Origin of the sequence: Aliirhizobium smilacinae, assembly GCF_006335145.1 — a bacterium.
Lineage (GTDB): Bacteria > Pseudomonadota > Alphaproteobacteria > Rhizobiales > Rhizobiaceae > Neorhizobium > Neorhizobium smilacinae.
In genome coordinates, this window is the sequence record NZ_VDMN01000006.1 from 79,927 (window position 1) to 101,574 (window position 21,648).

The following is a 21,648-nucleotide window of genomic DNA, read 5'->3' on the forward strand; positions in this document are numbered from 1 at the left end:
CTGATCTGATCCGCCATAAAGGTCACCGGTTGCGAGGCCTTGCATTGACCTGCCGCAATACCGGGGCAGGCGCATTTCCTTGGCTTCTGGTCTCAAGGTCCGGGATCGGCCAGCCGACCCCGAACCTGTATTGGTATCTTACTTGATCATCGGCAGGAGTTCGGAGACGGACTTCTTTGCGTCGCCATAGAACATCCTTGTGTTCTCCTTGTAGAAGAGCGGGTTCTCGATGCCGGAATAACCGGTGCCCTGGCCGCGCTTGGAGACGAAGACCTGCTTGGCCTTCCAGACTTCGAGCACCGGCATGCCTGCAATCGGCGAGTTCGGGTCTTCCTGGGCGGCCGGGTTGACGATGTCGTTGGAGCCGATGACGATGACGACGTCGGTGGTGGGGAAATCGTCGTTGATCTCGTCCATTTCCATAACGATGTCGTAAGGCACCTTGGCTTCCGCGAGCAGCACGTTCATGTGACCCGGCAGACGGCCGGCAACCGGGTGGATAGCGAAACGGACGGTCTTGCCTGCCGCGCGCAGCTTGCGGGTCAGTTCGGACACTGCCTGCTGCGCCTGCGCGACGGCCATGCCGTAGCCGGGAACGATGATGACACTGTCGGCATCATTCAGGGCATTGGCGACGCCTTCGGCATCGATGGCGATCTGTTCGCCCTCGATTTCCATCGCCGGTCCCGTCGTGCCGCCGAAGCCGCCCAAAATGACCGAGATGAAGGAGCGGTTCATCGCCTTGCACATGATGTAGGAGAGGATGGCGCCCGAGGAGCCGACCAGCGCACCGGTGACGATCAAAAGATCGTTGCCGAGCGTGAAGCCGATGGCAGCCGCCGCCCAGCCGGAATAGCTGTTCAGCATCGAGACGACGACCGGCATATCGGCGCCGCCGATGCCCATGATCAGATGATAACCGATGAAAAAGGCGAGCAGCGTCATCAGGATCAGCGTCCAGACACCTGCTCCGTTGAAATAGGCGATCAGCAGCAGAAGCGAAAGAGCTGCCGCACCGGCATTGAGAAGATGTCCGCCGGGCAGTTTCTTCGCCTTGCCGTCGAGCTTGCCGGCAAGCTTGCCGAAGGCGACGACCGAACCGGTGAAGGTGACCGCACCGATGAAGACGCCGAGAAACACCTCGACCTTCATGATCGCCAGTTCGACCGGGTCCTTGTGGGCAAGGATGGCGGAGAACCCTTCGAGTGTTGCACGGGCAGCCTCATCCAGGCCGCCGACACGCCATGCCTCGATATGGGCGTTATAGCCGATGAAGACGGCGGCAAGGCCGACGAAGGAGTGAAGAGCTGCCACAAGCTGCGGCATTTCCGTCATCTGCACGCGGCTTGCGACGTAATAACCGGCGACGGAGCCGCCGGCGACCATGATCACAATGATGAGGCCAATGCCGAAGCTGGTGGCGACACCCGGACCGAAGACGGTGGCGATGACGGCGAGCGCCATGCCGACAATGCCGTAGAGCACGGCGCGCTTGGCGCTTTCCTGGCCGGAAAGGCCGCCGAGCGAAAGAATGAAGAGAACAGCCGCAGAAATGTAGGCGGCCGAAACGATACCGATCGTCATGATAATTACCCCCTACGCGTTCAGGACTTCTGGAACATGGCGAGCATGCGCCGTGTCACAAGGAAGCCGCCGACGATGTTGATCGTCGCGACCAGAACCGACAGAGCGGCGAGGATGACGACCAGCCAGTTACCCGAGCCGATCTGCAGGAGGGCACCAAGAATGACGATGCCGGAAATGGCGTTGGTGACGGCCATCAGCGGCGTGTGCAGCGAATGCGAGACGTTCCAGATGACCTGGAAGCCGATGAAGCAGGCGAGCACGAAAACGACGAAATGGCTCATGAAGCTTGCCGGCGCATAGGCACCGACGATCAGCAACAGCACGGTTGCGACGGTCAGCAGAATGGCCTGGTTCTTCGTCTGCGCCTTGAAGGCTGCAACTTCGTTTGCCCGCTTTTCTTCCGGCGTCAGCTCCTTGGCCTTCTCCTTCGGCTTCTGGGCGGCAATTGCCTTTATCTTCGGCGGTGGCGGGGGATAGGTGATCTCGCCTTCAAAGGTGACGGTCGCGCCGCGGATGACATCGTCTTCCATGTTGTGGACGACGATACCGTCTTTTGCCGGCGTCAGGTCCGTCATCATGTGGCGGATATTGGTCGAATAGAGCGTCGAGGACTGGGCGGCCATGCGGCTGGGGAAATCGGTGTAGCCGATGACGATGACGCCGTTGTCGGAGACGATGCGCTGGTCGGCGACGGTCAGATCGCAGTTGCCGCCGCGTTCGGCCGCAAGGTCGATGATCACCGAGCCGGGCTTCATCAGGGCCACCATGTCGGCGGTCCACAGTTTTGGCGCGTCACGACCGGGGATCAGCGCGGTGGTGATGACGATATCGATCTCAGGCGCGAGTTCGCGGAATTTCTCCAGCTGTTTTTCGCGGAACTCGGGAGACGACGGAGCGGCGTAACCACCGGTCGCGGCACCATCCTGCTGGTTTTCCTTGAAATCGAGGAAGACGAACTGCGCGCCCATGCTTTCGATCTGTTCGGCGACTTCCGGGCGAACGTCGAAGGCATAGGTGATCGCACCAAGCGAAGTGGCAGTTCCGATTGCGGCCAGGCCTGCAACGCCGGCACCGATGACCAGAACTTTTGCGGGCGGCACCTTGCCGGCAGCCGTGACCTGACCGGTGAAGAAGCGGCCAAAGTTGTTGCCGGCCTCGATGACGGCGCGGTAACCGGCGATGTTGGCCATCGACGACAGGGCGTCCATCTTCTGTGCGCGGGAAATGCGCGGCACCATGTCCATGGCGATGACATTGGTACCCTTGGCCTTGGCCTGCTCCAGAAGAGCCGAATTCTGCGCCGGGTAGAAGAAGGAGATCAGCGTCTTGGCCGGCCCGAGCTTGTCGATTTCGGCGCTTTCCGGCGGACGCACCTTGGCGATCACGTCGGAGGCGGCAATCAACGCATCTGCCGTATCGACCACTGTCACACCGGCAGCGCGGTAGGTGTCATCCGAGAAACCGGCAAGTTTGCCTGCGCCCGTTTCGATCACACAGTCATAACCCAGCTTCTGCAGCGCCTGCGCGCTGTCCGGCGTCATCGCAACGCGGGCCTCACGATCCGCGCGCTCCTTCAAAACTCCGATTTTCAAAGGTTTCGTCCCCACTTCGTTTTCATCGTGCCCTCACCAGCCGGTCGCCGGTATTCTTTGTCGGGCAGTGTTACGACAAGGAATACCGGGCGGAAAGACCGGCGATGGTACTTGCCGGTACGGCAAGCACAAGGGGAAACCCTTCGCAAAACGTTCTTTTCTGTCGGGTTCCTTGTTTAGTCTGCTGTTTAACGGCGCAATGACGCGGTTTTGCGGGAATAATCCGCATGCTGTCAGCGACGATAGGTCGCTGACAGAATTCCGGCGCGAAACACACCGTAGAGGCTGACCCGGCAGAGCAATTCGCGCGAGCGTTGCGGAAAGCGATCAGGCTATCGCCGTCACGTGTACCCTGGGAATATCGCCGAGGTTCCATTTGCCGCTTATCGCCCGTTCGATCTGGGCTGCCAGCTGCAGCAAAAGCCCGTCGCGGCCGAGACCGGTCTGGATCTGCATGCCGAGCGGCAGGCCGTTGGCATGTCTGGCAAGCGGCAGGCTCAAGCCGGGGGTGCCGCAGAGATTGCTGAAGGGTGTGTAGGCGAAAAAGCCCCAGAGATTGGCGAACCAGTCGAGCGCGGACGGATTATCGGTCATCGTCAGATATTCGGTCGTGCCGATCGGCGGCGTTTCCCGCGCGGTGATCGGCGTCAGTACGATGTCCCATTTCTCGTAGAAATCACCGAAGGCGCGGGCGGTCTCGTTGAAGGCGAGCTGCATGTCGGCGCGCTCCATATAGGTCGCATCCTTGCCCTGTTCCCAGATGCGGATGTTCATCGGTTCGATCAGATCGGCCGGCGGTTTGTCGAGACCCTTCATGCGAAGAAGATTGTTCACCGTCTGGGCGAAGTTGGTGATGTAGCAGGCCGTCTGCGCGGCATAGGCCTTTTCGTAGTCGATCTCCGGCTTGACCCACTCGACGTGATGGCCGAGGCGTTCGAGGAAACGGGCGACATGCTCCAGTTCGGAGACGATATGCGGCGTTGATTTGTAAGGTCCCCATTCGTGGGAGACTGCGATGCGCAGCGGTTTCGGATCACGCTCGATCAGGTCGAGAAAGGGTTCGGCGGGCGACCAGTAGGGCATGAATTCGCCCGGTGCGCCGCCGCGGCAGTTGTCGACAAAGGCCGCGGTGTCGCGCACCGTTCTCGTGATGCAGCCCTGCGTCGAGACGACCGAGGTGAAGTCCGAACCTGCCGGCGCGATGGAAAAGGTGCCGCGAGACGATTTCAGCCCGATCCCGCCATTGACACCCGCCGGGATGCGGATCGAGCCGCCGCCATCCGTTGCGTGGGCAAGCGGTACGACACCGGCACCGACCATGACGGCGGAGCCCGCCGACGAGCCGCAGCTGGTGAAATCGGTATTCCACGGGTTGCGGGTGACATAAAGCGCCGGATTTTCCGCCGAGCTGCAGCAGCCGAATTCCGGTGTCGTGGTACGGCCGATGATATTGAGGCCTGCCGACTTAATCTTCCCCGTCAGGAAGGTGTCGGAGGTGGGGCGATTGCCCTTCATGTAGAGCGAGCCCTGTTCCTGCAGCCGGCCGGCAAGCGTCGGACCGAGATCCTTCAGCAGGAAGGGAAGACCTGCAAATGCCCCCTCGGGATTTGCACCGTTGGCGGTGGCGTCCGAGACCGCGTCCTCGAAGATCTCGACCACGCCGCTGATATGTGGATTGATCGCCTTGATTGCTGTCGACGCCTGTTCGGCAAGTTCGGATGCCGTTACCTCACCATTCTTCACCAGTTGCGCAAGGCCAAGTCCGTCTTTGCCGTACCATTCGGCCCAGCTCATCACCGTCGTCATCTGCCATTCCCCAATATTTTCGTTCTATCGATTTTTGTTCTGAAAATGCCAGGCCTGGAACAGGCCGGCGCCATGCAGTGCAGGCGCCAAGATAATCACGCTTGGTGGGGAGTGTCTCAGGGAATCGAAGGCCTTGCCGGAAAAGAATGAGTTTTACGGCTCGTTCCGGCTCGAGAAATCTTCCGGGGCATCCTGTCTGAGATCCTGCTCATGCAGGTGTCGGAGATACGCGATGTACCCCGAAAGGTAGTGCTCGACGTCGTCGATGCGCACCCGGAAAGCGTGATGTCGGATGAAAAAGGAACCGGCTACCCTTTTGGGATTGCGCATGAACATCGCCATTTCGGGCCAGAAATGCCCATTGAGCATGTAATGCGCCCGTTTTTCCAATGCGCGTTCGAAGCGTTCGGGTTTGATCCGATCCAGAAGATGAGGGAAGCGTCCGTCGATCTGCAACCGCGCCAATATCTGGCGCGTCGCCATCATCAGTTCGAGAAGCGTCGGGAACGTCGTGATCCGGTTTTCGACAAAGTCGAGATGATCGGCGACGTTGTCGATGGCAAAGCGGAAATATTCCTCGGTGGGACGGTGGCGTGTCAGCTCGTCGGTGCAATAGGCGAGCCAATGGTCGTGATGGCGCGCGTGGCCGTTGCGAATGAAATGCCCGAAGGCGAGCTCGACGGCCTTCAGCCAGCGATCGTCGCGAAGCTGATCGTAGAGCCGCATAAGGGCGAAGACGGCCTCTCCTTCATAATAGATGGTCCGGAATTCCTGCCGGGTTTCCAGGCTCGGGAAGGTCAGAACATGGCGGAATGCGCCCGTCTTGCCGTCCTGCATGAAGCAGATGCCGGAGGCGAGCCTTTCCATCAGCTCGTCATGCCTGTCGTCATCGAAGACGGATGCATATTTGGTGAGTGCCAGGATCGCGACGGCGTTGCCGCCGAGCTTGATTTCACTATTGGCTTCGACAAGGAAGGCCGCGAGCCTGCCATTGGGCAAAAGCGCATGGACGATCAGGTCGCGTGTCAGGCAGGAAATCGACTGGCAAATCGCTTCGCGCAGCATCGGGCTGCAGGTCAGTTCGTAAGCTTCGATCATCGCATAGGTGGTGCTGGCGTGGCGAAGCGTGTTGTAGGCGCCGATCTGTCTGTCGAAGCAGGGGTGATAGCCATAAACGAAACGTCCGTCGGGACCGACCTGCCGCGCCAGAAACTCGGATCCGTCGGAGATAAGCGAGGTGAGGAGTTCTACCTCCAGCTTATCGGTGACACGGCGCCCGGCATTGAGACCTGAGGGATGGAGAGCGTAGACCGTCGTACCGTCGAAAAAAGCGCCCGTGCTGGCAAACGGATAGATGACCTGTTCATCCGCAAAGTCCGGCAGGTGGTAGCCAGGAAAACGGTTGGTGAAATAAAGAAGAAAGTTCTTTTCGTTCAGCTCTGCCGAGACCGTCTGGTTGCCGCCATAGAGCATCGCGTTGGCATTGAGTTCCTGCTCCAGAAAGGCGTTCTCGAACTGTTCGTCCAAGGAAATTCCGAGGCGGAAGTAATTGCGTTTGGTGTCGCTGAGCACGTCGCGGAGTTCGGCCCATGTCGAGGCTTCCAGCGCTGTCGGCCAATCGACCCGCAACCAGCGATGCCGGCCGGACTGACGGCGCTGGATGATCTGCACCGCCTCCATGCCCGTCTGCCAGGCTTCGTCGAAAGACACACCACGTGCGATGGTTACGCTGGCACGTTCCTCGCCATCGGAGCAGGCGAAGAACAGCACATAGGCCGGATAGGGCGTCGGCAAAGGGCGGCATGCGGTTCGTACATGCTCCTGCAACAGGGTCATATCCGGTGGAGTCGTCATGCCATGCTCCTCGCTTACCGCTCGCGCATCGCCTCGCGAGCCTTGTTGAAGGGCTTCAGGAGATAGTCCATCACGCTTTTCTGGCCGGTATGGATATCGACGGTGGCGACCATGCCGGGTGAGATCGGGAATATCTTGCCGGCGTGATTTTCCAGCGCGTCCTTCTCGGTCTTCACGAAGACACGATAATAATAGATTTCGGGATCGACTTCATCCTGGATCGTATCCGGCGAGATGGTGATGACCTTGCCCTCCAGCCCACCATAGATGGCGTAGTCGTATGCGGTGATCTTCACCGTTGCGCGCTGGTCGGGATGGATGAAGGCAATGTCGCGCGGCAGTATACGGGCCTCGATCATCAGCTGGTCTCCGAGCGGGATGATGTCCATCAGCTTGCCGTTCGGTGGCACGACACCGCCGATGGTGGAGACTTCGATGTTCTTGACGATGCCGCGCACGGGGGAGCGCAGCGTCAGGCGGGCGAGGCTGTCCGATCGCCCCTTGATGACGGAGATGAGCGAGCTGACCTCGGCATTCGCCTTGGCAAGCTGTTCGCGGGCTTCGACGACATATTGGGTGCTGGTTTCGACCTTTTTCAGCTCGAGTTCCGCCCGTTCGCGCTTCAGGCGGATGATCTCGACGCTGCTCGCCGCGCCTATCTTCGACAGGTCTTCATTGACCTCCAGTTCCTGGCGGGTGAGGGCGAGGGATTCATCGATCCATTGCAGCGTCTCTTTCAGATTGTGCTGGCGGGCTTCGTAGAGCCTCGTTTCTGCAGCGATAAGGTCGGGATAGGCGTCGAGTTCCTGCGGAAAGGTCAAAGGGGTCTGGTTGACTTCCGAGGTGAGCCTTGCCGAACTCGCCAGGGCTGCCCGATATGTCGCGGCGGATTCGCCGACGCCGGATTCGGTGATCGTCGGATCGAACTGGGCAATCAGCTGTCCCCGTTCGACGACCTGGTTTTCGTGAACCATCAGCTTCGAAACGATGCCGCCTTCCAGTGACTGGATGACCTGTTCCTTGCTGATCGGCACGACCTTGCCGTCGCCGGTCGAGACCTCGTCGAGGATGGCGAAGTGAGCCCATATCAGGCCGACGACGATGAGCAGGGCCATGACCTTGACGACGGTCTTCGCCCCGGACAGGCGAACCTCGTCCTCGCCGCCATATTGCCAGCTTTCGTCAACGACACGGGGAAAGGACATGGCCATGGCTTAACTCCCGACCTTGACGCTGCGCAGTTGCTGGGCCGGTTTCCCGCCTTTTAGAACGCGCAATGCCTCTTCCTTGTCCGCATCGAGCACGACGCGGCCGCCTTCGAGCGCGACCACACGTTCGACCAGATCGAGAACGCGCATCCGGTGCGTGGCAATCACCACGGTCTTGTTTTTCGCCCAGGCGGAGAAGCGCTGGATGAACAGTTTTTCGGTCGCCTCGTCCATGGATGCCGTCGGTTCATCGAGCAGCACGACGGATGGGTTGCGGATCAGAAGCCGCGACAGAAGCAGCGCCTGCTGCTGGCCCCCCGAAAGGCCACGCCCGCCTTCGTCGATCAGATGATCGATGCCCTTGGGAAGCATGCGGATGAACTCGTCCGCACCGGTCATCTGCAAGGCCTCCAGCATGGCCTGCTGCGAGGCGCTCTGGGCGCCCATCAGCACGTTTTCACGGATCGAGCCGTGGAACAGGCGCGAATTCTGGGTGATGAGGCCAACTTCGCGGCGCAGGTCGGACGGGTCTATGTGGTCGAGGGCAAGGCTGTCGATCAGCGCTTCGCCGGTGTGAGGTTCCAGCTGGCCGGACAGCGCCTGCAGCAGGGTGGACTTGCCGGCTCCGTTCTTGCCGAGGAGTGCGACCGTATCGCCTGCCGTGATCGAGAAGTCCGAGAGCGACAGTGCCGGCCGGCCAGCCGGTTCGCCGTAATAATAGACGGCACCGCGAAACCGATATTCGCCGAGCAGGGAGCCGACCGAAAGCCGGGTTTCCGCAGGGGGATGGTCGACCGGCATCTTCATGATCGTGTTCAGGCTTGCCAGGCCGATCTTGGCATGCTGCAGGCGGCCCAGAACCTGGGTCAGCTGCGCCATAGGTGCCATCATGCGGGAACCGAGGATCGAGCAGGCGACCAGCGAGCCGGTGCTCATATCGCCCGCCATCACCATCGGCGCACCGCAGAAGACGATCACGGCAAAGACGCTGGTCTGGACGCCGTGTCCCCAGCTCGACAGGGTGCTGGTGATGGAGCGGAGTTTCACCTGCGCATCGGCGCTTGCCAGATTGAACGTGTTCCATTTCTGCTGGAATACGCTTTCCGCCTGCAGGGCCTTGATATCCTCGATACCCTGGATGGATTCCACCAGCATGGCATTGCGCAGCGAGGACTCGCGCATGGCAAGGCTTGCATTCCGTTTGAGCTTGCCCTGTGCCAGCAGGCCGGGTGCCACCATGATCAGAAGGGCGATTGCCGGAATGACGGCGAGCCAGCCGCCGATATAGGCGAACAGGCCGAGGAAAAGGAGAAAGAAGGGCAGGTCGGCGACGGCAGATACCGTTGTCGAGGTCAGCATTTCGCGGACCTGTTCAAGCTCGCGCAGCTGGGAGATGAAGGTGCCGGTCGCTTTCGGCCGGTTCTGGTTCTTCACCCTCAGCGCATGGCCGAAGACGACGTCGGAAATGCGGATATCCGCCCGCTTTCCGACGACATCGATGATGGCGGTCCTGACCTTGCGCATGATGTAGTCGAAGACGACCGCCACGCCGACGCCGATGAACAATACGACCAGCGTGCTCATCGAATTTGCGGGCACGACCCGGTCATAGACCTGCATCGAGAAGATGACGCCGGCGATCGAAAGCGCGTTGGCCACGAACGACGCCAATAGGACGTAGCCATAGGGGCGAAGATCGTTCAGCGCGAGCTTGCGAAACCATCCATGGGTATCGGCTGCGATATAGGCATCAATGCGCTCGTCGGGCCGGGTTCGGGCGTCGCGGGCGATCAGCAGATAGATGATCCGCCCTTCCAGTTCCGACAGCGGGATCCAGGTCCAGTGGCCGTTGTCGCCGGCAAAGGTGATCTTCACCTGATCCTGATTGATCTCCGTCACCAGCCCGATATCGCCATAGCTCAGTTCAACCAACATGGGCAGACGGCGGGCGGTTATACCTTTGGAAAGCGGCTCGACGGGTTTGGCGTCGAGACCGAAACGCCGAGCAAGCTTGCCGATCCGGTGAACCGGAGGAGCGGCCTCCTGCATGATCGAGACGTAATTCGCGGCAAATTTCGAATGGGCGATGCCATAATGCTGCGCCAGCAGCCCCATGATCTCGATCCAGTCCTTCGCATGGCTGCTTGCCGCGGCAGTCACCTGCTCCTTCTGTTTTTTCTGATCGTCCGTTTCGGGATTGGGTGGAGGAAGGGCTGTCGCCCTTTCCTCGTCCGTTATTTGCATCATTTCGGAAGGAGCCTGTTTGGCATCCATCAGGTCATTCCTCCGCGCTACACGACCGGCAGCTTCTGTGTTGCAAGATCATCGTTCTGGTTGATCGGCTCGAACGGATCGAGCGGTGGCGCGTCCACAACGTCAAGAACGGCATCGACGCCATCCGGCAGATCGACATTTGCCGATATGTCGAGGCCCGTATCGCCGTCTGCACCGGCGGTGATCGACGTGTCACCGGTGAGCCCGTCGAGCGCACTGAGATCGACTTCCTCTCCACCCCCAACGAGCAGGCTCAATCCGTCATCCGCGTTCAGGGACGCTTCGACCGGTTCCTGTGGATCCGGTGTCGTGTCGGAGCCATCGGCGAGGGCGGCATCCAGCGGGATATCGTCCGTAACGGCAGCATCTGCGGGGATATCGGTAGCCGAGTTGTCAGTATCCGCCGTGTCGGGGCTGTCGGACGACGCGTCGTTGTCCGCGGTTGTCCTCGCATTGTCATCGGGGTGGTCGGTTCCATCGGTACCGCCGCCATCGTCGGCAAGGGCGAAGCTCATGGTTTCGTCGGATGCCGATGCCATGGTGATGGCGCTGGTATCCTGAACCTCGACGTCGATGGTGAGATCGGAAGACAGTTCGTTGCCGGTCACCGGGTCGACCACGACAATGGTGAAGTTGTCGGTACCACCTGCTGTGGCATTGAGGTGAGGGGTGTAGATGTAGCTGCCATCGGCACTGAACACGAGCGTGCCGAACGCCCCTTCGACCGTGACCGACCCATTGGTCAGGAGATGGGTGATGCCGTTGAATTCGATCTCGGCAATGCGAAGATCGTCCGTATTGCCGGTGGCAGCGATGTCGATGAAGTTGCCATCCGCCCTCTCGCCCACGGTGATCTGGACATTCTCGAACTGATCGGTCGCCGTGACGGAGATCTCGCGAACTGTCCCGATGCCCACCGTGATGCCGGGATTGGGAACGAGTGTGGCGCGATACTGACCGGCATCAAGGTCGGTCAGAGTGATTTCCCCGGTGGGTGATCCAAGCAGGTTCAGCCGCAGGATGCCGTTATCGACATTGTCGGTGCCATAGTCCCCCCGCACCCATGCGGTGCCGTTCCAGCGTTCGATGATCACCGAAAAGTTGCTCAGCACCCCGACATTGACGAGGCCGCCAATCCGCAGGTCCAGATCGACCGAGTTGGTGTTCTGGGCGAGATTGAAGTTGACGACCGGATTGGTGGCCGAACCGAGGTTCACGGCAAGCAGACTGCCCAGCGTCAACGAAAGCAGCGCCGTGACGGATCTCGTATCCGTGGATGGCGTGGCTTCGTTCTGGCGGGTGGTCGTCTGGTCGAGAATGGCGGTGTCGGTTGCGTTTGTCAGCGCGAAGTCGACACCGGGTGCCGTGGTCGAGGCCGGCCCCGAGACATTGCCAGCAGCATCCCGCTGCACGACTTCCAGCTCCTGGCCGTTTACCTGCGAGGGTGACAGGCCGACGCTGAAATTGCCGTTGGCATCGACCGTGCCTGTGCCGATGATGGCACCGCCTGTGCCGGTCACGGTGATGGTCGCTCCCGGTTCGCCGGTGCCGGTCAGCTCATTGCCGGCCGGGCTGACCGCGAGGTCTTCCGGTGGTGCCGGTGGGAGCAGGTCCGGCGTATCGGTGATGCCTGCAGGAGAAGGGTTACCGGCGGCATCGGTCAGAACGACAGTGAGATTTCGACCATCGGCTTGCGCCGGGCTCAGTGGCACGGTGAAAATCCCGCTTACTGGTACAATCACGGGCCCGAACTGAACACCATCAGCGTTGGTGACACGGACTGTTGCCCCAGGTTCGCCAGTGCCGGTCAGGCTGGTTCCGTCGCCGTTGACGTCGAGATTGGTCGGAGCCGCCGGAGCAAGCAGATCCGGGGAATTGACCGAAGCCGTGTCGGATGGATTGCCGGAGCCATCCGTGAGCACGACATTGAGCGCGCCGCCATTCACCTGCGAAGGCGAAAGGCCGATCGAGAAGGTGCCGTCCGGTGCAACCGTGCCTGTGCCGACGATGGTGCCGGCGGCATTGGTGACGGTCACGGTGGAGCCGGGCTCGCCGCCGCCGCCGATTAATGTGCCGGAACTGTTGACGACCAGGCTCGTCGGCGGCTCGGGCCCGGTCAGATCCGGCGAGCCGATCGTGCCGGGAGTCGATATGTTGTTGGCGTCGTCCGTCAGGACAACGTTCAGGTTGCCGCCATCGTCCTGCGCCGGATCGAGCGTGATATTGAAGGTTCCGCCCGGGCCGACGACACCTGTGCCGACGATCGTACCCGCAGCATTGGTGACAGTCACAGCCGCGCCGACTTCGCCATTGCCCGTCAGCACGATGCCGTCACCGTCGAGGATGAGGTTGGTCGGGGCATCAGGTGCCGTCCCGTCCGTCGTCGAAACCGTTCCCGGATCCGAAACGTTGCCGGCGGCATCCTTCAGCACGACGTTCAGTTCGGCGCCATCTGCCTGAGGCGGGTTGAGCGTGATCGTGAACGTGCCGCCTGCGCCGACTGAGCCGGTGCCAACGACTACGCCGTCTGCCGTGGTGACAGTGACGACTGCGCCCAACTCACCGGCGCCGCTGAGCTGCGCGCCGTTCGCGCTGACAACCAGGTTGGTCGGTGCGTCAGGCGCAGTAAGGTCGGGAGTGAGCGTCGTGCCGGGCAGGGAGGGGTTTCCGGCAGTGTCCGACAGCACGACGTTAAGCGAGCCGCCATCCAGCTGTTCTGGGGTAAGGCCGATCGAGAACGTTCCGTTTGCAGCCACGATGCCGGTGCCGACTTCAACGCCGGCGGCATTGGTTACGGTTACCGTTGCGCCGGGTTCGCCTCTACCGGTCAGAACTTCTCCATCGCCACTCACGCCAAGATTGGTCGGTGCATCCGGCGCATCCAGATCGGGTGAGCTGATGATGCCCGGCTGGGACGTACCGCCAATGTTGGTCAAGGTGACCTGCAGATTGCCGCCATCCGTCTGGGCCGGATCGAGATCGATGGTAAATCCGCCGACTCCATCCACTGTACCATTGCCGACGATCTCGCCTGCAGCGTTCCTGACCGTGACGCTGGCGCCAGCCGTACCCGAGCCAGTCAATATTTCTCCGTCACCGGTAACGTTCAGCGCAAAAGGCGCGGCAGGCGCATCCGGGTCCGGTGCCAATACGGTTGCAACGCCAGACGCGTTTCCGGCGGCATCGGTCAGTATGACGGACAGCTGTTCGCCATCGATTTGCGCTGGGTCAAGCGTGATCGTGAAGGTGCCGTCTGCACCGACTGTACCAGTCCATGTTCCACCGGCTCCGCCGGTAACCGTTACAATAGCACCCGGCTCGCCTTCACCGGTCAGCGTATCGCCATCGGCATTGACCAGCAGGTCGGTTGCCGGTGCGGGTGGCTGGATGTCGGTCAGCGGCAGGCTGCCCGCATCGGAGGCATTACCTGCCTGGTCTGTCTGCACACCGGTGATGGTTCCGCCCGCGGTCTGCGCCGGATTTACCGTGATGGCGAAGGTGCCATTCGCTGCGACGGTGCCGCCGCCGATCACGAGGCCGGCACTGTCTCTTATGATGATGGTTGCACCGGCTTCCCCCGTGCCGTTGACGACGGTTCGGTCGTCACTTGTCCCGGTCAATACCGGAGCATCGGGATCTACAAGGTCCGGTGTCGCAACGCTGACCGGCAATGTCGGGTTTTCGGCCGCATCCGTCAGGACGACCTGCAACTGCCCGCCATCATCCTGCGCCGGTGAAAGCGCAATAGTGAAGGTGCCGTTGGCGAGGACCGTACCTGTGAAAGTGTCACCCGCCGCGTTGGTCACGGTGACTGTCGATCCGACTTCGCCACGGCCGGTGATCTGCGTTCCATCCGCGTTGACACTGATATTGGTCGGCAATGCGGGCGGTGTCGCATCGACGGAGGCGATGACACCCGGGGCAGAGGTATTGCCTTGGGGGTCGGTCTGCACGACCTGCAGGTTTCCGCCGTCGAGTTGTGGCGGGTTGAGAGTGACGCTGAAGGAACCATTCGTGCCGACAGTCCCGGTGCCGGCCGGCTGGCCGGCCGCGTTGGTGACGGTCACGATGGCGCCGGGTTCGCCGGTGCCGATCAGGATCGCGCCGCCATTCTGGAAGCCGAGGCCGCTTGGCGCGGCAGGAGGCGTCGTGTCCGTCGTCGGGACCGTTCCCGGATCGGAGATATTGCCGCTACCGTCCTGAAGGGTAACGGTCAGGTTTCCACCATCGATCTGGGCGGGGCTGAGGCCGATCGTGAACGTCCCGTTGGGACCAACCGTTCCGGTGCCGACCGGCTGGCCGGCCGCATTGGTGACTGTCACCGTCGTGCCGATTTCACCGGAACCTGTGAGGATCGTGCCTGCACCATTCACAACCAGATTTCCAGGCTGATCCGGGTCGGTCGTATCGGGAGAGGTGACGATGACCGGATCGGATGGGTTTCCGGTTTCGTCGGTCAGGACAACGGTCAGGTCGCCGCCATCCGTCTGGGCGGGGTTGAGCGGAATGCTGATCTGACCGGTCGGTCCGACCGTGCCGGTGCCGACCGTCTGGCCCGCCTCGTTGGTGACCGTGACTGTCGCGCCTGGCTCACCCTGACCGGTCAGTGTCGTGCCACCAGCGCCAACCGTAATGCCTGTCGGAGCATCGGGGCCGATGAGATCGGGTGACGGAATGACGGTCGGATCCGACGGATTGTTCTGGGCGTCTGCGAGCACGACCTGAAGATCACCGCCATCCGTTTGCGGTGGTGTCAGGCCGATGGTGAAGGTGCCGTTTTGTGCGACGGTCCCGGTTCCGATCGTCTGTCCCGCTTCGTTGGTGACCGTCACCGTGGCACCGGGTTCACCGCGGCCGGTGAGCACCGTTCCGGCGGTGTTGACGTTGAGATCCGTCGCCGCGTCAGGCCCGGTAATATCCGGCGATGTCGCCGTTATGATTGGTGACGTATTGCCTGCAGCATCCTGCTGCACGACCCTGACCAGGCCGCCATCGTCCTGTGCGGGGTTGAGAGCAATTGTGAAGTTGCCATTGCCGGGAACCGTGCCCGTGCCGAGGATGACACCATTTGCATCCCTGATCGTGACGGTTGCGCCTGCTTCACCCTGACCGGAGAGCTGGCTGCCGTCGGCGCTGACCGTAACGCCGGTCGGGGCCGCCGGTGCGATGAGGTCCGGTGTGGGGACGGTCGCGGGAGGCGAAAGGTTGTCGCCGCCATCTTCCAGAACGACGGTCAGATTGGCGCCATCAGTCTGGGCCGGGTTGAGGGCGATGGTGAAGGAGCCATTGCCGGCGACCGTGCCGGTGCCGACCGTCTGCCCGGCGGCATTGGTCACGGTCACAGTGGTGCCAGGTTCGCCGCGGCCTGTGAGTGTGGTTCCGGCATCATTGACGGCAAGATTGGTTGGCGCTGCCGGATCGATCAGGTCCGGGGAGAGGGCGAGCGCCGGCTGGGACGTGCCGTTTGCGTCCGTTTGCGTGGCTCTCACTTCACCGCCATCGATCTGGGCGGGGGTGAGAGTGATGGAGAAGCTTCCGTCACCCAATACGGTTCCGGTGCCGATTGTGGTGCCGGCGGCATTGGTAACCCGCACGGTTGCGCCGGGCTGGCCGTCGCCGGTAAGGATGGTGCCATCTGCGCTGACGACCACATCGGTCGGGGCCGGCGGTGCCTCGGGATCCGGCGCCAGCACGGTACCGGGGGTGGACGCGTTGCCTGCCGTATCGGTCAGCACGACATCCAGCTCGCCGCCGTCCAGCTGGGCGGGATCGAGGTCGACACTGAACGTGCCATCGGGATCGACCGTATCCTCGCCGATCACCTCTCCCGCCGCATTGGTGACCGTCACCTTGGTTCCCGGTTCGCCGCGGCCGGTCAGGACCAGCCCGGTGTCGGCCACGGCCAGGTTGGTGGGCGTTGCCGGCGACTGTGTATCGTCGATGGTGAGGGTTGCCGGGTCAGAGACATTACCGGCTGCATCCTGCTGCACGACCTTCAGCTCGCCGCCGTTGTCCTGTGCGGGGCTGAGGTTGACGGTAAAGTTGCCATTGCCGGCAACCGTGCCGGTGCCGATGATCACGCCACTCGCATCGCGCACCGTCACCGTGGCACCCGGTTCGCCGCGACCGGTCAGCACGGTTCCGGCGTCGTTGACATCGAGAGCCGTCGGCGCATCGGGAGCAACGAGATCCGGGGAGGGGATCGTCACAGGCGTGGAGTCGTTGCCCGAAGCATCCTCCGCGACGACCTGAAGGTCCCGGCCGTCGGTCTGGGCAGGGTCGAGCGGGATGCTGAACATGCCCGTCGGGCCGACCGTCACCGTGCCGACCACGACGCCATCGGCATCCGTCACCGTTATCTTCGCGCCGGGCTCGCCACGGCCGGTAAGGACGGCGCCATCGTCGCTGATGCTGAGATTGGTCGGAGCGTCCGGTCCCGTCAGATCGGGCGCATCGGTCGTTCCCGGCTGCGATGTGTTGCCGGCTGCGTCCGTCAGCACGACTTCCAGCGTGCCTCCATCGGTCTGGGCCGGTGTGAGCGTGACTGTGAACGTGCCGTTCGGACGAACCGTTGCCGTGCCGATCTCGTCGCCGGCAGCATTGGTGATCGTCACCGTGGTTCCGGGCTCGCCGCGGCCGGTGAGGGTCGTTCCGGCGTCGTTGACATCGAGATTGGTGGGTGTGGCCGGGTCGATCAGGTCTGGAGAGGATATCAACTCAGGCTGCGAGGTGCCGTTGACATCGCTTTGAACCACACGCAGCTCGCCGCCATCGATCTGGGCGGGGGCGAGCGTGACAGAAAATGTACCGTCAGTCGCAACGGTTGCCGTGCCAACGATCTGGCCAGCGGCGTTGGTAACCTTGATCTGGGCGCCCGGCTGCCCGTCGCCGGTCAGAACCGTGCCGGCTGCGTTGATATCCAGATCCGTCGGGGCGGGCGGTGCGTCGGGGTCGGGTGCGAGAACCGTGCCTGGAGCAGACGTGTTGCCCGCGCCATCGGTGAGCACGACGTCCAGTTCGCCGCCGTCGAACTGGATCGGATCGAGGTCTATGGTGAACGTGCCGTCAGCGGCCACGACTCCTGTACCGACCTCATCGCCATCAGCATTGGTTACGGTAACCGTCGCGCCGGGCTCGCCACGTCCCGTCAGCACGCTACCATCGTCATTCACACCAAGATTGGTCGGCGGCAGCGGGGCCTGGATGTCATCGACGTCCAGCGCACCGGGATCCGAAGCATTACCGGCGGCATCCTTGAGAACGACCTCGAGTTCACCGCCATTATTCTGCAGGGGATCGAGATCGATGCTGAAAGTGCCGTCCTGCCCGACCGTGCCGGCGCCGACGGTTACACCATTGGCATCCGTGACGGTTACCGTGGCACCCGGTTCTCCGCGTCCCGTCAGGACCGCACCGTCGTCACCGATTGCGAGATTTGTCGGCGCATCGGGTGCAATCAAGTCCGGTGACGGCGTCGTGCCCGGATCCGAGACGTTTCCGGCTGCATCCTCCAGCACGACGCTCAATTCTCCGCCATCGATCTGGGCAGGGTCGAGCGTGATGCTGAACGAGCCATTGGCGCCGACGATGCCGGTGCCGACAACGACACCGGCCGCATTCGTCACGATCACTTCCGCACCTGGTTCTCCGCGCCCGGTCAAGGTTGTCCCGGTGCCGTTGACAGCAAGGTTGGTTGGCGGTTCCGGTGCCTCGGTATCTGAATCGGAATCCGAGTCAGCATCAGCATCAGCATCAGCATCAGCATCTGCATCTGCATCGGCGTCAGCGTCCGCATCTGCATCAGCGTCCGCATCCGAATCGCTGTCATCGGAGCCGCCGCCGCTTGAGCCGCCAATGCCTATTGCAGCGGCTCCAAGTCCGAGCGCTGCTGCAAGGCCAAGCACGGAAGCGCCTCCGCCGGCTCCAGCCGCCGCGCCGGCGCCTGCCAGCTGATCGACCGGAGCGCCTTCGACGAACTCGAAATTGGCGAGCTCATCCGTGTATTCGCCTTGCCAGAGATTGCCGGCGCTGTCTTCGAGTACGAGTTCGCTACGCTCGGCGCCTTCGCCCGTGTAAAAATTCTCGATCCGGATGTCGGGTCCATTGCGCACGTCAATGATCAGGTCGTCGCCAGAGCGGGAGGTTGCGGCGATCTGGTCGGGAGATAAGGACAGTTTTACGGTGCTTGGCTTGGAAAGGACGATATCGTTGCCGTTTACGGTGGTCGTTTGTCCGTTTGCCTTATCCAATACTACAGCAACCATCTTCTGTCCTCCTGATGTGCCGGGCATCATGCCCTGTGTTGGCGTGCTGCCTCCCGCTAAGCGGCGATCGCCTTCATCGCTGTCGTCATTCCTGGCGAAAGCGCCCTTTAGGGATCTCGTAGGCAGCACACAGAGATGAAGGTGCTGTATTTCAATTTATGTTCAATTAGCATTGCCTCATGTTCGGTATTGACGCTTAACGAAGCGTGAAGATCAGAGGGCAAAGACTGGCCAAACGACCCAAAGCGAAACGAATGACGCGAACGGGTCGCGTCATCTCGAAACTTTTGACGATGTGGCTGTGGATATTACGCGTTCGGATCAGGTCCGAGGTGCGCGCAATGGCATCTTCTGGGCATCGGCCGAGATCTGTTCTGCAGACGGAGATGCGGACTTGGATGAAGGCGCGCGCGCAGATGTTAACTCAGGGACAGGTGGAGGCTGAGATGCAGATGCAGATACAGTTTCAGGCGGTAATGTAGACGCAGACGAAAGGCCAAAGGCATCCCGCAGCCTGCCAGCGGCATAGGCGCATTCGACGTTGAGCTTATAGAGATCGAAACGCGTGTTGATTTCGTCGAAGCGTGCGGAATGCAGCTCCTGGTCGGCGTTCAGAACGTCGAGCAACGATCGGGTGCCAAGATCGAGGAACTGTTTCTGATACAGATCCCGCGTCTCGCGCATCATCGTCTGCCGCGAGCCGAGGGATTTCAGCAGCGTACCGAGGCTGTTTACCTGCGAGGCGGATTGGATCCATGATCTCTGGGTATCGAATTTTCCGACCGCAATGGCTGCGTCGGATGCCTGGGCGCCGTAACGGGCGGCGTTCTGGCGGGCTCTGAACGAACCGCCGTTATAGAGGTCTCCCTTGACGGTTACGCCGATCATGTAGTCGGATTCGCCGCCGCCCCAGGTCTTCATCCGAGTCGTACCTTCGAGCGCGATCGTCGGAAGCATATCGGCACGGGCAAGCTTGACGCGCGCATCGGCTTCCCGCTTTCGGGATTTGGCCGCGACAACCGTCGGAACGGTTTCCCATACGGGTTCAGGTCCGGCGCAGGCCTTGCTGAGGGCGGAAGGGAAGGACGGGCGCAGACGCACTGCGGTCATCTGGCCGAGCAGCGAGCTCAGCGAGCCCTCCCATCGCTGCTTTTCCGCGTTGATCTCAAGCGCGGTGGACTGGGCGGCCTGAATGCGGGCCTGCGCCTGCAGCTTGTCCGAGCGCGTGCTGGCGCCACGGTCGGTTCTGGCGGTCACCAGCTCGGCGATGGCCGAGACATCGTTGACCTGTTCCTTCGCCACGGCCGCAAGCCTGGCATTGCGCATGACTTCCACGGAAGCCAATACGGTTTCCCGGATCGTATCGTCGACAGTAGCGAGAAATTCTGCCCGGCGGACATCATAGATGGCGGATTCCGCCTCGACCCGGCCGGACACCTTTCCGAAATCGTAGATCATCTGGCTGGCCGTCGCATTCAACCGGGGTGCCCATTCGCCGCGATCACCTTTCTGCGCCGCGAGATCGAGACCGCCGCCAACCGACGGGCGATAACCGGATCTCGCATCCGCGATCAGCTCGTTCTGTTGCCGGATCCGCCCGGCGGCCTCCTGGATCGAAGGGTGCCAGCTGACGACGCGACGGACGGCACTGTCTATGTCGGTGACCGGTGCCGTTATCGATCCCGTTATCTCGGGCGAGGGTTTTGACGGCGAGGCCGCAAGCGCCTGCGCTTTCGTATCCTGCTGCTTTTGAGCGGCATTTTTGTGTGATGTCTGGCTACAGGCCGTCTGGATAAGGGCAGCCGCTATCAACAGGCAAAGTTTGATGGTGCGACTTGAACGCATCTAGTCTCCATAGGCCGACAATCGAAAGCTGAACCGGCCTACGCGACACCACTGGCTGGAGAAACGCTCCCAAGCACTTAGATTCGCTAGATATATAAGTGATTCGTGAGGTACTGCAAACTTGGGTTGAGCCGCCATGCCCGCGTCTCGCGATGATGTCATGTCAGCGCTGCTATCCCGGCAGTAGTCGTGGATAAGCGGAAGCGTATAGCGCTGGCCGCATATGCTTTAATCTTTAAATTACGTGACCAGTAAAATTTTAATAAAACTCTAATAAGTATTTAATGTGTATTCGGAAATATATCGTAACCATTTTCTTCATTTGTATTTGAATGGCACGCCCATGTTGTGATTGATGAGCAGCAAGACAGGATGTCTTTAACATAGCTGGATGCTTTGCATTGCTCTCAATGGCCCTTGAAGCACATGACGTAAATGTCTCTCGGATGGCTGACTGGCCCCATGTGGTGCTGGGCGGCCTGCCGATCGTCCGTTCGACGATGGACGAAGCGGCGGCCGGCTTCATCGAGCAGGCCCTTTGCGCTCGAGGCCAGAATAATCTTCCCTTCTATTCCACTTCGGCAAACGGCCAGGTTCTGGCGATGTGCGTCCGCAAGCCCGAATTCATGAAACTCATGCTCGAGGCGGATCAGATCCACGCCGATGGCATGCCCATGGTTCAATGTTCGAGGCTTCTCTGCAAGACCGCGCTGCCCGAGCGGGTGGCGACGACGGACCTTGTCCACGCGGTGGCCGAACGGGCGCAGGAGGAAAACGTCACCTTCTATTTTCTTGGCGGAAACGAAGAGGTCAACGCCAAGGCGGTAGCCGCGATGCGGATACTCTATCCGCGCCTGCGCTTCGTCGGGCGTCGCAACGGCTATTTCCGACCCGAAGAAGAAGATGAGATCGTTGCGGATATTCGCGACAAGCGTCCGGATATTCTCTGGATCGGCCTTGGTTTCCCGTTTGAGCAGAAATTCGTCAGCCGCAATCTGGAAAAGCTGCGTGGCGTCGGCGTGATCAAGACATCCGGCGGACTGTTCGACTTCCTGTCCGGCAAAAATCCCCGCGCACCCATGTGGATGCAGCGCCGCGGGCTGGAATGGGTCTATCGGATGTATAACGAGCCGCGGCGTCTGACGCTTCGCTACCTGCTGACCAATCCTGTGGCAGTCTACGCATTGCTGCGTTACTCGCGATAGAAGGTCTGGCCGC

The 21,648-nt window shown here is 61.3% G+C and carries 9 protein-coding genes; 1 reads left to right on the forward strand and 8 read right to left on the reverse strand.

The window, feature by feature from the left end; genetic code table 11:
• Window positions 1-138 precede the first annotated feature (138 nt).
• From FHP24_RS22170 to FHP24_RS22205, 8 genes are all read right to left on the reverse strand, one after another.
• Window positions 139-1,584, reverse strand: coding sequence for an NAD(P)(+) transhydrogenase (Re/Si-specific) subunit beta (locus FHP24_RS22170; RefSeq protein WP_139678425.1), 1,446 nt, complete (start codon window positions 1,582-1,584; stop codon window positions 139-141).
• A 20-nt stretch (window positions 1,585-1,604) separates the two neighbouring features.
• Complete coding sequence (locus tag FHP24_RS22175) at window positions 1,605-3,179, reverse strand: Re/Si-specific NAD(P)(+) transhydrogenase subunit alpha (RefSeq protein WP_139678426.1); 1,575 nt, start codon at window positions 3,177-3,179, stop codon at window positions 1,605-1,607.
• A 327-nt stretch (window positions 3,180-3,506) separates the two neighbouring features.
• Window positions 3,507-4,985 (reverse strand): amidase, encoded by a 1,479-nt coding sequence (locus tag FHP24_RS22180; protein WP_139678427.1) that lies wholly within the window; start codon window positions 4,983-4,985, stop codon window positions 3,507-3,509.
• A gap of 153 nt (window positions 4,986-5,138) precedes the next feature.
• Window positions 5,139-6,839, reverse strand: a complete 1,701-nt coding sequence (locus FHP24_RS22185; protein ID WP_139678428.1) for a hypothetical protein — start codon at window positions 6,837-6,839, stop codon at window positions 5,139-5,141.
• A 14-nt stretch (window positions 6,840-6,853) separates the two neighbouring features.
• Window positions 6,854-8,050 (reverse strand): HlyD family efflux transporter periplasmic adaptor subunit, encoded by a 1,197-nt coding sequence (locus FHP24_RS22190; RefSeq protein WP_246091895.1) that lies wholly within the window; start codon window positions 8,048-8,050, stop codon window positions 6,854-6,856.
• A 3-nt stretch (window positions 8,051-8,053) separates the two neighbouring features.
• On the reverse strand, window positions 8,054-10,321 hold the full coding sequence (locus FHP24_RS22195; protein ID WP_246091896.1) for a type I secretion system permease/ATPase: 2,268 nt from the start codon (window positions 10,319-10,321) through the stop codon (window positions 8,054-8,056).
• 17 nt (window positions 10,322-10,338) lie between these two features.
• Entirely contained in the window at window positions 10,339-18,585 is an 8,247-nt protein-coding gene (locus FHP24_RS22200) for an Ig-like domain-containing protein (protein ID WP_180356087.1), read from the reverse strand.
• Between the two features lie 321 nt (window positions 18,586-18,906).
• Window positions 18,907-20,430, reverse strand: a complete 1,524-nt coding sequence (locus tag FHP24_RS22205; protein ID WP_139678430.1) for a TolC family outer membrane protein — start codon at window positions 20,428-20,430, stop codon at window positions 18,907-18,909.
• 446 nt (window positions 20,431-20,876) lie between these two features.
• Here FHP24_RS22205 and FHP24_RS22210 point away from each other — a divergent pair, with 446 nt between their 5' ends.
• Complete coding sequence (locus FHP24_RS22210) at window positions 20,877-21,635, forward strand: WecB/TagA/CpsF family glycosyltransferase (RefSeq protein ID WP_139678431.1); 759 nt, start codon at window positions 20,877-20,879, stop codon at window positions 21,633-21,635.
• Window positions 21,636-21,648: the final 13 nt, after the last annotated feature.

Excerpts from the sequence above, each read along its gene's own strand:
- FHP24_RS22190 (WP_246091895.1), bottom strand. The coding sequence starts at position 8,050 with ATGGCCATGTCCTTTCCCCGTGTCGTTGACGAAAGCTGGCAATATGGC.
- FHP24_RS22210 (WP_139678431.1), top strand. The coding sequence starts at position 20,877 with ATGGCTGACTGGCCCCATGTGGTGCTGGGCGGCCTGCCGATCGTCCGT.
- FHP24_RS22205 (WP_139678430.1), bottom strand. The coding sequence starts at position 20,430 with ATGCGTTCAAGTCGCACCATCAAACTTTGCCTGTTGATAGCGGCTGCC.
- FHP24_RS22195 (WP_246091896.1), bottom strand. The coding sequence starts at position 10,321 with ATGGATGCCAAACAGGCTCCTTCCGAAATGATGCAAATAACGGACGAG.
- FHP24_RS22200 (WP_180356087.1), bottom strand. The coding sequence starts at position 18,585 with ATGGTTGCTGTAGTATTGGATAAGGCAAACGGACAAACGACCACCGTA.
- FHP24_RS22180 (WP_139678427.1), bottom strand. The coding sequence starts at position 4,985 with ATGACGACGGTGATGAGCTGGGCCGAATGGTACGGCAAAGACGGACTT.
- FHP24_RS22170 (WP_139678425.1), bottom strand. The coding sequence starts at position 1,584 with ATGACGATCGGTATCGTTTCGGCCGCCTACATTTCTGCGGCTGTTCTC.
- FHP24_RS22185 (WP_139678428.1), bottom strand. The coding sequence starts at position 6,839 with ATGACGACTCCACCGGATATGACCCTGTTGCAGGAGCATGTACGAACC.